Annotated in this window: 11 protein-coding genes; 6 read left to right on the top strand and 5 right to left on the bottom strand. The window is 65.5% G+C overall.

The window, feature by feature from the left end; genetic code table 11:
- The first annotated feature begins 198 nt into the window (after nucleotides 1–198).
- On the top strand, nucleotides 199–390 hold the full coding sequence (locus C7I36_RS15900; protein WP_106454666.1) for a heavy-metal-associated domain-containing protein: 192 nt from the start codon (nucleotides 199–201) through the stop codon (nucleotides 388–390).
- Between the two features lie 101 nt (nucleotides 391–491).
- On the top strand, nucleotides 492–2,957 hold the full coding sequence (locus C7I36_RS15895; protein ID WP_106454665.1) for a heavy metal translocating P-type ATPase: 2,466 nt from the start codon (nucleotides 492–494) through the stop codon (nucleotides 2,955–2,957).
- Between the two features lie 10 nt (nucleotides 2,958–2,967).
- Here the strand turns inward: C7I36_RS15895 and chrA are convergent, their stop codons facing one another.
- The gene (chrA, locus tag C7I36_RS15890) at nucleotides 2,968–4,098 is read right to left on the bottom strand and encodes a chromate efflux transporter (protein ID WP_106454664.1); all 1,131 of its coding nucleotides are present in this window, start codon (nucleotides 4,096–4,098) and stop codon (nucleotides 2,968–2,970) included.
- A 225-nt stretch (nucleotides 4,099–4,323) separates the two neighbouring features.
- Between chrA and C7I36_RS15885 the strand changes: the two genes are divergently transcribed.
- Both C7I36_RS15885 and C7I36_RS15880 read left to right on the top strand, forming a co-directional pair.
- Complete coding sequence (locus C7I36_RS15885; protein ID WP_106454663.1) at nucleotides 4,324–6,918, top strand: putative bifunctional diguanylate cyclase/phosphodiesterase; 2,595 nt, start codon at nucleotides 4,324–4,326, stop codon at nucleotides 6,916–6,918.
- Nucleotides 6,919–6,963: 45 nt separating this feature from the next.
- Nucleotides 6,964–7,107, top strand: a complete 144-nt coding sequence (locus C7I36_RS15880) for an entericidin A/B family lipoprotein (protein WP_106454662.1) — start codon at nucleotides 6,964–6,966, stop codon at nucleotides 7,105–7,107.
- Between the two features lie 32 nt (nucleotides 7,108–7,139).
- On the opposite strand, the gene C7I36_RS15875 is transcribed toward C7I36_RS15880, so the two are convergent.
- Both C7I36_RS15875 and hmpA read right to left on the bottom strand, forming a co-directional pair.
- Nucleotides 7,140–7,976 carry an HpcH/HpaI aldolase/citrate lyase family protein gene (locus tag C7I36_RS15875; RefSeq protein WP_106454661.1) on the bottom strand — a complete coding sequence of 279 codons (837 nt, stop codon included), beginning with the start codon at nucleotides 7,974–7,976 and terminating at the stop codon, nucleotides 7,140–7,142.
- Nucleotides 7,977–8,092: 116 nt separating this feature from the next.
- Nucleotides 8,093–9,289, bottom strand: coding sequence for an NO-inducible flavohemoprotein (gene hmpA / locus C7I36_RS15870; protein ID WP_106454660.1), 1,197 nt, complete (start codon nucleotides 9,287–9,289; stop codon nucleotides 8,093–8,095).
- A 178-nt stretch (nucleotides 9,290–9,467) separates the two neighbouring features.
- Here hmpA and C7I36_RS15865 point away from each other — a divergent pair, with 178 nt between their 5' ends.
- Complete coding sequence (locus tag C7I36_RS15865; protein WP_106454659.1) at nucleotides 9,468–10,058, top strand: DUF4202 domain-containing protein; 591 nt, start codon at nucleotides 9,468–9,470, stop codon at nucleotides 10,056–10,058.
- 120 nt (nucleotides 10,059–10,178) lie between these two features.
- Nucleotides 10,179–11,051 carry a YeeE/YedE family protein gene (locus C7I36_RS15860; RefSeq protein ID WP_106454658.1) on the top strand — a complete coding sequence of 291 codons (873 nt, stop codon included), beginning with the start codon at nucleotides 10,179–10,181 and terminating at the stop codon, nucleotides 11,049–11,051.
- 54 nt (nucleotides 11,052–11,105) lie between these two features.
- On the opposite strand, the gene C7I36_RS15855 is transcribed toward C7I36_RS15860, so the two are convergent.
- Together C7I36_RS15855 and C7I36_RS15850 are read right to left on the bottom strand one after the other, a co-directional pair.
- Complete coding sequence (locus C7I36_RS15855; RefSeq protein ID WP_106454657.1) at nucleotides 11,106–11,417, bottom strand: AzlD family protein; 312 nt, start codon at nucleotides 11,415–11,417, stop codon at nucleotides 11,106–11,108.
- Complete coding sequence (locus C7I36_RS15850) at nucleotides 11,414–12,121, bottom strand: AzlC family ABC transporter permease (protein ID WP_106454656.1); 708 nt, start codon at nucleotides 12,119–12,121, stop codon at nucleotides 11,414–11,416. The genes C7I36_RS15855 and C7I36_RS15850 overlap by 4 nt, the downstream gene beginning before the upstream one ends.
- Nucleotides 12,122–12,123: the final 2 nt, after the last annotated feature.

Here is a 12,123-nt window from a genome sequence, read left to right as displayed (position 1 = left end):
GAAGGTCAAAACCGGCATCACTGTCCCCGAGTTCGGGGTAAGTTAATGGCATGAGCCGTATACGTGGCCCGTATGTACGGTTCTGTGAGAGGGATGAGGCGGTAACGCCTCACCCTACTCGATATTTCCGGGCCTTGACCTTGCCCCGGCGGCAGGGTGCAGGATCAGGAGTGAACCATCAACCATGAGGAATTTGCGATGCACAGCTTTACCCTGCCCGATATGAGCTGCGGCCACTGCGTCGGCGCCATTTCCGAGGCGCTGCAAACGCTGGACGCCGAATGCGAGCTGAACTTCGACCTGCCGGCCCACCAGTTGCAGGTCGCCAGCCATCTCAGCCGGGAGCAACTGGCCGAGGCGCTCACCGAGGCCGGCTATCCGCCCGCCTGAACCCCGACCCGGCTCCGGCCGGGTTTTTTATCGGCGGCCCTTGACCTTGCCCCTGTGGCAAGGCCGATAGTCAACCCAGGTCAACCTGACGGAAGCAAACCATGAGCCCATCCTCTTCTTCTTCATCCCGGTCGTCCGCCGTCCGGCTGCCCATCGTCGGCATGAGCTGCGCTTCCTGCGTGCGACGGGTGGAAAAGGCGCTGCTTGCCACACCCGGGGTGCAGTCGGCCTCGGTCAACCTGGCTGCGGAAAGCGCCGAACTCATCCTGGACCGGGAGATCGCCCCCGCGACCCTGGTCGCCGCCCTGGAAAAGGCCGGCTACCACAGCCGTACCGAGCAACTGGAGCTTGCCATCGTCGGCATGAGCTGTGCCTCCTGCGTGGGGCGGGTAGAGAAGGCGCTCGCCGGCCTGCCCGGGGTCTTGTCGGCCAGCGTCAACCTGGCCGCCGAGCAGGCCCGGGTGGAGGTACTGGCCGGCAACCAGGACGCGGCCAGCCTGGTCGAGGCCATCCGCCGGGCCGGTTACGACGCCGTTCCCCTGTCCGCCGAGCGGGAAGACGACAGCCAGCGGCGGGAGCGGGAACAACTTGTCCTCAAGCGGGCCTTCTGGCTGGCGGCGGTGCTGACCCTGCCGGTGTTCGTGCTGGAGATGGGCGCCCATTTCGTGCCCGGCATGCACCACTGGCTTGAGCAGACCCTGGGCCGGCCGCTCAACTGGGGAATCCAGTTCGTGCTCACCAGCCTGGTGCTGTTCGGCCCCGGCCTGCGTTTTCTGCAGAAGGGGCTACCTGCCCTGGTGCGCGGCGCGCCCGATATGAACTCCCTGGTGGCCCTGGGCACCCTGTCCGCCTGGGGGTTTTCGGTGGTGGCCACCTTCGCCGGCCACTGGCTGCCGGAAGGCAGCCGCCATGTCTACTACGAGGCGGCGGCGGTGATCGTGACGCTGATCCTGCTCGGCCGCTACCTGGAGGCCAGGGCCAAGGGGCGCACCGGCGAGGCAATCGCCCGGCTGCTGAGCCTGCAGGTCAAGACCGCCCGGGTGCGGCGCGGGGAGGAATGGCGGGAAGTCCCCCTGGCCGAGGTGCGGGTGGGGGACAGGGTGCAGGTGCGTCCGGGGGAGCGGATCCCGGTGGACGGGCGGGTGCTCGAGGGCAGCTCCTACGTGGACGAGTCCATGCTCACCGGCGAGCCGGTGCCGGTGGCCAAGCAGGCGGGGGACGAGGTGGTGGGCGGCACCGTCAACAAGAACGGCGCGCTCGGCTTCGAGGCCACCAAGGTGGGCGCCGATACCCTGCTGGCCCAGATCATCCGCATGGTGGAGCAGGCCCAGGGCGCCAAGCTGCCGATCCAGGCGCTGGTGGACAGGGTCACCGCCGTGTTCGTGCCGGTGGTGATGACGGTGGCGGCGCTGACCTTCCTGGCCTGGCTGTGGCTGGGGCCCGATCCCGCGCTCACCTTCGCCCTGGTCAACGGCGTGGCGGTGCTGATCATCGCCTGCCCCTGCGCCATGGGCCTGGCCACGCCCACCTCCATCATGGTCGGCACCGGCCGGGCCGCCGACATGGGCATACTGTTCCGCAAGGGCCAGGCGCTGCAAAGCCTGCGCGAGGCCAGCGTCATCGCCCTGGACAAGACCGGTACCCTGACCCGGGGCCGGCCGGAGCTGACCGATCTGCTGGTGCAACCGGGCTTCGACGAGGCCGAGGTGCTGGCCCTGGTGGCGGCGGTGGAACGGCAGTCCGAGCATCCCATCGCCGAGGCCATCGTCCGGGCGGCCGAAGAGCGGGGCCTGGCCCTGGCCGAGCCGCAAGGGTTCGAGGCGCTGCCGGGGCTGGGGGTGTCCGCCATGGTGGCCGGCCGGCGGCTGCAGGTGGGGGCCGATCGCTACCTGACACAGCTGGGGCTGAGCCTGGACGAGGTGAGCGAGGCCGCCGCCGCCCTGGCCTCGGCCGGCAAGAGCCCGCTCTACGCGGTGGTCGACGGTCGCCTGGCGGCGGTGATGGCGGTGGCGGATCCGATCAAGGAGGGCACGCCCGAGGCCATCGCCGCCCTGCACCGGCTGGGATTGAAGGTCGCCATGATCACCGGCGACAACAGGCGCACCGCCGAAGCCATCGCTGCCGAGCTCGGCATCGACGAGGTGGTGGCCGAGGTGATGCCGGACGGCAAGGTGGCGGCGTTGCAGGCATTGCGCGCGCGCTTTGGGGCCGTGGCCTTTGTGGGAGACGGCATCAACGACGCCCCGGCCCTGGCCGAGGCGGAAGTGGGCATCGCCATCGGTACCGGCACCGACATTGCCATCGAGGCGGCGGAGGTGGTGCTGATGGGCGGGGATCTGCGCGCCGTGCCCCATGCCCTGGCCATCAGCCGGGCCACCCTGCGCAATATCCGCCAGAACCTGTTCTGGGCCTTCGCCTACAACGCCAGCCTGATCCCGCTGGCGGCGGGTGCCCTCTACCCGGCGCTGGGCCTGCTGTTGTCGCCCATGGTGGCGGCGGGCGCCATGGCCCTGTCCAGCGTCTTCGTGGTGGGCAACGCCCTGCGCCTGAAAAGGGTGAAGCTGTAAGCCCGGACGGCTACAGCCAGAATCCCAGCAGCATAAAGGCCGGGATCAGCACCAGCAGCGGGCACTTGAACACCCGCAGGGCCAGCAGCCCCAGGGCGGCGGCGGCCAGGGCCGGGGCGCCGGTGACGCTGCTGACGAACACCGGCTGGTACAGCGCCGCCAGCAGCAAGCCCACCACGGCGGCGTTGATGCCCGCAACGGCGCCGGCCATCAGCGGCCGGGCCGCCAATGCCTGCCAGCTGTGTTGCAGTGCCAGCAGCAGCAGGAAGCCGGGCAGGAACACCCCGAAGGTGGCCACCAGGGCGCCCAGCACCGGTGACGCCGGCCACAGCTCGGCACCCAGAAAGGTGGCCAGGGTGAACATGGGGCCGGGCATGGCCTGGGCGGCGGCGTAGCCGGTGAGGAAGGCCTCACTGCTTATCCGCTCGCCCAGCAGCCCCTGCAGCAGCGGCAGCACCACATGGCCGCCGCCGAACACCAGGCTGCCGGCCTGGTAGAAGTCGGCGAAGATCCGGGCGGTGCCGTCCAGGTGCAGCAGCCAGGGCAGCAGGAAGAGGCCGGTGAACAGCAACAGAAAGGGCCAGTTGGGGCCTATTTTGCGGTGGCTGTCCCCACCGGTTTTTTGGAGCCAAAGAGCCCCCGCCAGGGCCGCCGCCAGCAGGGCGGTGAACTGGGCAAGCAACCCGGGCAGCAGCCACAGCAGGGCGGCGGTGCCCACCGCCAGGGCCAGGGTCAGCCGCTGGCGGCAGAACTGGCCGGCCATGGTCAGCACGGCGTCGGCCACCACCACCAGGGCGAACAGCTTGAGGCCGGCGATCGCCGCCAGGGCGGCGGGCTGGCTGGCCCAGGCCTGGCCGGCCAGGGCCAGCCCCAGCATCAGCAGGAAGGAGGGCAGGGTGAAGCCGATAAAGGCGGCGACGGCGCCGCCCAGGCCGGCGCGCTGGTAGCCGATGGCGAAGCCCAGCTGGCTGGAGGCCGGCCCGGGCAGGAACTGGCACAGGGCCAGGGTGGAGGCGAAGCGATCCTGCGGGATCCAGCCGAGTTTTTGCACGAAGTGGCGCTGAAAATAGCCGATATGGGCGGCCGGGCCGCCGAAGCTGACCCAGCCGAGCGTGAAGAATTGCCAGAAGGTCTGCAGCATGAATTACCTCTTGGATGAAAAAATGCAACCGGAAAGAATAGTCCCGCCCCATGACAGAAAGATGACAATCCCCCTTGCCGGGGTAAGGTGATCGCCCGGGCTCGCCGAATATGTTAAAAGGTTCCACAACGATTGACGGGAATCAAGAAACCATGGATTTGGCGATGCGCGGCCTGACCCCCTTGGGTATAGTCGGCGCTTTGGTGACAAGGAGAGTACCCCATTATGGCCGGACGTCCGACCACGATCAGGCGTTATCTGCTCAACAGAACCCTGCTGTTTTCGATTATCGGTTTCCTGTTGCTGTTGCTGGTGGCCAACCAGGCCTACCAGAGCAGCATCCGGGAAAACGCCCGGCAGGTGGCGGCTTCGGTAGCCCAGAATACCTTCAACTCCATGTACCTGATCATGAGCCAGGGCTGGACCCGGGCTCAGCTTGAATCCTTTTTGCACCAACTGGAAAACGGCCGCCAGGGCGACAGCTTCCGGATAGGCCTGTATCGCGGGCAACTGGTCAACGAGCGCTTCGGCAATATCGCCCAGGCCGAACCGGACCAGGTCCTGCGCCGGGTGCTCGACAGCGGCACCATCGCCGCCTTCGACCGGGGCGAGCACCTGCGCTACCTTTATCCGCTCAACGCCAGCGAAAACTGCCTGGCCTGCCACACCAACGCCCGCATCGGCGATACCCTGGGGGTGATAGAGGTGGAGCAGGACCTGTCGTCCCAGCTGCAGCTGGCCAACCGCAACCTGCTGTACTATCTGCTGTTGCTGTCGCCGCTGCCGCTGCTGTTCGCTTTCTGGGCGGTGCGCCGGGTCAGCCTGCATATCAACGACTCTGTGCTGCACCTGTCCCGCAGCATAGAGCAGGTACAGAGCCTGTCCGACCTGTCGCGCATGGGCGAGGATCGCCGCCAGTTCCGCTTTTGTGAGATGAACTCCATCTTCGGCCAGGTGGAGCAACTGGCCGACAAACTGCGCAACATAGCGGTGGACAAGGATCTGCTGGAATTCGAGATCCGCCTGCTGGAAAAATTCGTGATCACCTCGGAAGTGGTGCGCGACTGGCGGGAATACGTCAATGTGCTGATGCTCGACATCAACCGGGTACTGGACATCTATACCATGTTCTCCATTTTCAAGGTGGACGACGAGCTGTTCGACCTGGAAATCTTCTGGCTGCATCCGCCCAGCCCGCGCACCCGGGCCATGATGGAAAAGGCGGTGCTGGCCCGGCTCCGATCCCAGGATTCCTTTTTCAGCCACAGCGAGTTCAAGCTGCACCACAACCTGGTGCAGGGCGGGGGCGAGGTGATCATCGAACTGGACCACAAGGACATCGAGCTGCAGACCAAGTCGCTGCTGGTGGAAACGCCCAAAATCGGTGGCATCGTCGGCATCGGGGTGCAGGCGGATATCGTCAAGGACAAGACCAAGGTGCTGGTGCTGGAGAGCATCCTGTCCACCCTGCTCAACGTGGTGGGCTCGGTCAAGGCCATCTACAAGTACACCCGGGATCTGGAGTACTACGCCACCCGGGATCCGCTGACCAACCTTTACAACCAGCGCATGTTCTGGGAACTGCTCGACTATGAACTGGATCGCAGCCGCCGGCACGACTACCCGGTGGCCATGCTGCTGCTGGATCTGGACAACTTCAAGTCGGTCAACGACGGCTATGGCCATGCCTGTGGCGACCGGCTGCTGACCGAGCTGTCGCTGCTGCTTAAGCAGCAGCTCGGCAACGGCGACGTGCTGGCCCGCTACGGCGGCGACGAATTCGTGATTGTGCTGCCGGAAGCCGGCCTGGAGCGGGCCGGCGAGGTGAGCGAGCGGGTGCTCAGGGCGCTGGACGCCTTTGAAATGGAGCACGACGGCAGCATGCTCAAAACCACCTGCTCCATTGGCGTGGGGATCTATCCCGATCATGCGGACAACGCCAAGGAACTGTTCATGTTCGTGGACAACCTGATGTACCGCGCCAAGGCCCAGGGCAAGAACCGGGTCAGCCTGCCCAAAGAGCAGGATGTGGCGGATATTTTCCGGGATATGAGCGAAAAAACCCAGCTGGTAAACCAGGCCATAGAGCAGCGCACCCTGCTGCCGGTGTTCCAGCCCATTCTGCCCGGGCGGGGCGGCGAACCCATGGCGGTAGAGGTGCTCAGCCGGATCCGGCTGGCGGACGACAGCCTGATGAACGCGGGTGAGTTCATCGAAATTGCCGAGTCCATGGGCAAGGTGCACCTGCTCGACTACATAGTGATGGAAAAGGCCTTCGCCCAGGTGCGCGACACCGGCTATGGCGGCCTGCTGTTTATCAACCTGTCGCCCCGGGCGGTGCTGGTCAACGATTTCCTGGCCCGGGTCAACGGCCTGGTGGCGCAATACCGCATGGTGCCGGAACGGGTGGTGTTCGAAATCACCGAGCGGGACACGGTAAAGAGCATGGCGCTGTTGGAGAAGTTTATCCGGGCCCTCAAGGACGCGGGTTTCATGCTGGCCATCGACGACTTCGGCTCGGGCTTTTCCTCCTTCCACTACCTGAAACACCTGCCCATCGATTTTGTCAAAATCGAAGGCGAGTTTATCGCCAATATGGCCAACGACAGCCGGGACATGGCCTTTGTCAGCAGCATCACCCAGCTGGCCCACCAGCTGGAGGTAAAAACGGTGGCCGAATACGTTGAAACCGCCGAGGTGCTGGCGCTGGTGCGGGCCATCGGTATCGACTATGCCCAGGGCTATCACGTGGGCCGGCCGACCCCAGAACTGGCCTCCCTGGTTGAGGGGTCATACGAAACCATCAGCTGTGACGATTGAGTCTATACTTTTCCTGGTCATTCACCCAAGACGAGGAAAACGACAATGAAACGGACACTGTTGGCGGTACTGATGCTGGCCGGTTTTGGCCTGAGCGGGTGCAACACCTTTGCCGGCGCCGGCCAGGATATCAAGCGCGGCGGCGAGGTGGTGGAAGAGGCGGCGCGGGACGTGCAAAGCAATATGTAACAAAAGGGCCGCCCGCGGGCGGCCTGCCGATATTATCCGGCGTCGCTTTCCTGCAGTATCCGCCTCGCCCGCGCCATCACAGGGGCGTCCACCATATTGTGCTCCACCGCCACCACGGCGCCGTTCACCCTTTCTTCCGCCGCCAGGATGCGCCTGGCCCAGGCCTGTTGCGCCGGGGTGGGGGCCAGGGCGGCCTGGGCCGGGGCTACCTGGCGCGGATGGATCAGCAGCAGGCCGCCAAAACCGAGCCGCAGGCCGGCGCGGACATAGTCCGTCAGCCCCCGGTCATCCTGAAAAGCGGTATAGATGGCGTCCAGGGGGGCTGCCAGGCCATTGACCCGGGAGCTTTGTACCAGCTGGCTGCGGGCAAACAAGAATCCCGACTCGTCGTTGGGCTCGCCCTCGGGCGGCGGATAGTCCATGGCCAGGTCCACCGCCAAATCCAGCTTGCCGAACAGCAGCCGGGCCACGCCGGTGGCCGCGGCGATGGCGTCGAGCCTGGACAGGGCCAGGGCGGATTCGATAAAGGGCAGCAGCGGGCGGTCGGTGGCGTTGGCCAGTTCGCTCAGGGCGAGCGGATCCTCGGCCTTGGGCACCACTATGGCGGCGATGGCCGGCGAGCGGCAGAGCAGGGTGTCCTGGTTGAACCAGGGGCTGCCGGTGCCGTTGATGCGCACCAGCACGGAAGCGGGAGCCTGGCTGTCGAGCCAGCCGGCCAGAGTGGTGCGGGCGGCGTCCTTTTCCGCCGCCGGCACCGCGTCTTCCAAATCGATGATGATGGCGTCGGCACCGCTGGCAAGGGCCTTGGCATAGCGCTCGGGCCGGTTGGCGGGCACGAACAGCAGGGTTTGCAGAGCATTGATATCCATAGAAGACCCCGTCGACCCGGGCGGCAGGCCCGGGAAAATGGCAAAGGAGCCTTCTATTTAGACCATCAGGGGCCCGGCTGTAAACAGCAACGGGCCCGTTGCGGGAGCCCGCTCGATTAAAGGCTCTGGTGCGGGCCGAACACTTCGTAGTGCAGGCGGTCGTCGGCGATGCCCCAGGCGGAGAGTTGTTCCTTGACCATGGCCATGAAGGGCAGGGGGCCGCAGAAGTAGTAATGGGCGCCGGGCAACAGGATGCGGTCCTTGACCTTGTTCAGATCCATCAGGCCGATGGCGTCAAAATCTTCCGCCGGGCGATCCCGGGCGGCGGGTTCGCGGTACCAGACGTGGGTCTCCAGGTTGGGGTGGGCCTGGCGGCGTTGCCGGATATCGTCACCAAAGGCGTGCTGGGCGCCGTTTTCGCAGGCGTGCAGCCAGTGGAGGGGGGCGGCGTGGCCCTGGCCGAGCAGATGGTCGAGCATGGCGCGCATCGGGGTCTGGCCCACGCCGCCGGAGATCAGCACCACTGGGGTGTCGGCAGCCACTTCCAGAAAGAAATCCCCCGCCGGCGGTAATACCTGCAGCACATCGCCTTCGGCTACCTGGTCGTGAAGGAAACCGGAGGCGACGCCGCCGGGCTCGCGCTTGACCGCGATACGGTAGTCCCGGCCATTCGGCGCCTGGCACAGGGAGTACTGGCGGTATTCCTTGTGGGCCAGCCCGGTTGCATCCAGATGCAGGTTGAGATACTGGCCGGGCCGGTAATCGGCCACCGGACCGCCGTCGGCGGGCACCAGCAGGAAGCTGGTGATCTGTTCGCTTTCCTGTTTTTTCTCCTTCACCACAAAGGCGCGGGTGCCGCGCCAGCCGCCGGCCTTGGCTTCGCTGGCCTGGTAGAGTTGCTCTTCCCGGCCGATGAAAATGCCGGCCAGGGCTCCGTAGGCCTGGGCCCAGGCGTCGATCACTTCCGGGGTGGCGGCGTCCGGGGCCAGTTCCTTGATGGTTTCCAGCAGGTGATGGCCGACGATGTCGTACTGGGCCGGCTGGATGGCGAAGCCGGTGTGCTTGTGGGCGATACGCTCCACCGCCGCGTCCAGCACCGCCGGGTTGTCGATGTTTTTGGCATAGGCCAGCACGGCGGAAAACAGCGCCGCCGGCTGGCGGCCGGAGGCCTGGTGGCTCAGGTTGAAGACGTCTTTCAGTTCGGGGTTGTCGCGAAACATGCGCCGGTAGAAGTGTTCGGTCAGGGCGGTGTTGGCCGACTCCAGCAGCGGAACTGTGCTTTTGACGATTTCAATGGTGCGGGCATCCAGCATGGGCATCTCCGGTTGGCTTAAAAGAAATATCTACAATGCTACTTTTGTTGCGAAATGATATAGGTACATTTGATATGCATCAATAAACTTTTGCGATTTCTGTGTGCCGCCGGCGAAGTCGGCTTTGCCGGCGGGGCCATTAGGGGTAACAATAGGATTTTTGCCCACGGAGTCGGCCATGTCCCATTCATCTCCCTTTGCACAGGTCATCGCGGCCATTGATCACATCAATCGCGAGGATCCCCACCGGCAGCGGCTCGGCGAGGTCGAGTGGCCCCGGGAATACCTTTACAGCGTGCGCATGAGCGAACAGCTGGCGGCCTTTGCCCCCCAGGCCAGCGAACTGCTGCAAATCGCGGCCCGTGCCCAGCACATCCGGCGCTGGGCCATTCCCCGTACGGACTATCCCATGGACCGGAACGGCTACCGGCGCTGGCGCAGCGACCTGGCGAAATACCACGGCGAGCTGGCCGCCGGGCTGATGGCGAACGCCGGTTACACAGCCGGGCAACAGCAGCGGGTACGGGACCTGCTGGAGAAAAAGCAGCTCAAGCACGACCCCGAGGTGCAGACCCTGGAAGATGTGATCTGCCTGGTGTTCCTGCGCGACTACCTGGCCGACTTTGCCGCCCGCCACCAGCGGGACAAGGTGGTGGGCATCATCCGCAAGACCTGGGGCAAGATGTCGCAGGCCGGCCAGCAGGCGGCCCTGGCGCTGCCTCTGGAGGCCGGTATGGCGGAGCTGGTGGCCGAGGCGCTGGAAGGCTGAGGCAAGATGCTTGATTAGCTTATGCTGTTTAAGCATAAGCTGATTGTCTTCGTTGTTTGGGGTGTCGGTCGGCACCCGGCTAGAATCCCGCCCCGGATTCAATTCTTGTAGAGACATATCATGACCACAGCCGTTGCCGACCTCACCGGCCGCCGTGCGCCCCTGGGCCTGGGCGTGCTGGCGCTGATCCTGGCCGCCGCCCTGGCTTTGCTGCAGCTGACCGGAGCACGCCAGACCCTGTTGTTCCTGGTGGGCGCGGCCCTGGGCCTGACCCTGTACCATGCCGCCTTCGGGTTTACCTCCGCCTGGCGGGTTTTTGTGGCCGAGCGCCGTGGCCGCGGGTTGCGCGCCCAGATGTTCCTGCTGGCCTTCGCAGTATTGCTGTTTTTTCCCGCCATGAGCAGTGGCGAGCTGTTCGGCCAGCCGGTAAACGGTTTTGTCTCACCGGTGGGGATTTCCGTATTGGCGGGCGCCTTCATCTTCGGCATTGGCATGCAGCTTGGTGGCGGTTGTGCTTCCGGCACCCTGTTCACCGTGGGCGGCGGCAATGCGCGCATGCTGGTGACCCTGGTGTTTTTCTGCCTCGGTTCGCTGATTGCCACCCACCATGTGGACTGGTGGTTCGCGCTGCCGTCGCTGGCGCCGGTGTCCGTGGTGCAGAGCCTGGGCCTGTGGCCGGCACTGTTGGTCAATCTGGCGGTGTTCGCGCTGATCGCCTGGTTTACCCTGGTGCTGGAAAAGCGCCGCCATGGCAGCCTGGAAGCCGAGCCGGCCTCGACCCGCCGTGGCGCGGAACGCGGCCTGATGCTGGGCTACGGCGCCCGCCTGGCCTACGGTTGCAACATCGGCGCCTACTTCAGCGGCATCGCCTCGGGCAGTTTGCACGGCTGGGTGTGGCTGGCGGCGGCCTTTACCGGCAACATACTGGGCGTGAGGCTGCGGGGCTGGTTTTTTCCGGGAGAGCGGCCCAAGGCGGCCCTGAACGGCTGCTAAGACCAGGTGGTTGCTCAACAACGCCCGCGCTGTGCGGGCGTTGTTGTTTCTGGCCTACAGCAGTTGCCGCCACAGGGCGGCGGTGAGCACGCCGGCGGCGATGGCCGGCAGGGGCTTTTTCAGCACCAGCATCACCAGGCCGGTGGCCAGCAGCGCCAGGCGGGCGCCGCCGTCGCCGTTGATGGCCTGGGGGGTGAGGATGGCGATCAGCACCGAGCCCGACATGGCGCTGATAAAGTTCTGCACCCGGCGGTTGATGGGAATAAAGGACATCACCAGCACGCCGCCCAGGCGGGTGAACAGGGTGACCAGCGCCATTACGGCGATGATGATCAAGGTGCCGTAACCGGCGGTTTCCAGCATCATGCGCCTTTCTCCATCCACAGGGCGCCCAGCACGCCGCCGGCCAGTGCCCCCACCACCACATGGCTGTTTTCCGGCAGCCACCAGTACGCCAGCATGGAACTCACGCCCGCCACCAGCCAGATGACCAGGGTGCGCAGATCCTTGCGCGCGCCCAAGGCCATGGCCAGCAGAAAGCAGCCCAGCACCATGTCGAGGCCGATGGCCACAGGATCTTCGATGGCGCTGCCGAAATGGACTCCCAGCCAGGTGCCCAGCATCCAGAATATCCAGATCGCCAGGCCGCCGCCAAACAGTATGCCCAGGGCTCGTTCGCCCCGGTGGAAATACTGCATGGCCATGGCCCAGTTGGCATCGGAGGCAAACAGCATGATGCCGTAGCGCCGGGCCGGGGGCAGGTGGCGCAGCCAGGGGTAGAGGGTGGCGCCCATCAGCAGGTGGCGGGCATTGATGGCAAAAGTGGTGATCATCAGTGGCACCAGGGGCACCTGCAGCCCCCAGACGTCGAGGGCGGCGAACTGAGAGGTGCCGGCGAACACCAGGGCGCTCATCAGCAGCACGGGGCCCTGGTCGAGGCCGGTCTGGGTGGCGGCCAGGCCGAAGGCCAGGCCAAAGGCGGCGACGAACAGGGAAAGAGGCAGCAACTGCCGAAAGCCGTGCCAGATGTCCTGCCGGTCCAGCCGGGCAAGGGCGGCGTGATGATCCATGG

The organism is Zobellella taiwanensis, from assembly GCF_003012795.1.
GTDB lineage: Bacteria > Pseudomonadota > Gammaproteobacteria > Enterobacterales > Aeromonadaceae > Oceanimonas > Oceanimonas taiwanensis.
This window is presented reverse-complemented; position numbering and strand designations above follow the sequence as displayed.

Coding starts and splice junctions, on each gene's coding strand:
- C7I36_RS15885 (WP_106454663.1), top strand. CDS start 4,324: ATGGCCGGACGTCCGACCACGATCAGGCGTTATCTGCTCAACAGAACC.
- C7I36_RS15900 (WP_106454666.1), top strand. CDS start 199: ATGCACAGCTTTACCCTGCCCGATATGAGCTGCGGCCACTGCGTCGGC.
- C7I36_RS15860 (WP_106454658.1), top strand. CDS start 10,179: ATGACCACAGCCGTTGCCGACCTCACCGGCCGCCGTGCGCCCCTGGGC.
- chrA (WP_106454664.1), bottom strand. CDS start 4,098: ATGCTGCAGACCTTCTGGCAATTCTTCACGCTCGGCTGGGTCAGCTTC.
- hmpA (WP_106454660.1), bottom strand. CDS start 9,289: ATGCTGGATGCCCGCACCATTGAAATCGTCAAAAGCACAGTTCCGCTG.
- C7I36_RS15855 (WP_106454657.1), bottom strand. CDS start 11,417: ATGATGCTGGAAACCGCCGGTTACGGCACCTTGATCATCATCGCCGTA.
- C7I36_RS15895 (WP_106454665.1), top strand. CDS start 492: ATGAGCCCATCCTCTTCTTCTTCATCCCGGTCGTCCGCCGTCCGGCTG.
- C7I36_RS15865 (WP_106454659.1), top strand. CDS start 9,468: ATGTCCCATTCATCTCCCTTTGCACAGGTCATCGCGGCCATTGATCAC.
- C7I36_RS15875 (WP_106454661.1), bottom strand. CDS start 7,976: ATGGATATCAATGCTCTGCAAACCCTGCTGTTCGTGCCCGCCAACCGG.
- C7I36_RS15880 (WP_106454662.1), top strand. CDS start 6,964: ATGAAACGGACACTGTTGGCGGTACTGATGCTGGCCGGTTTTGGCCTG.
- C7I36_RS15850 (WP_106454656.1), bottom strand. CDS start 12,121: ATGGATCATCACGCCGCCCTTGCCCGGCTGGACCGGCAGGACATCTGG.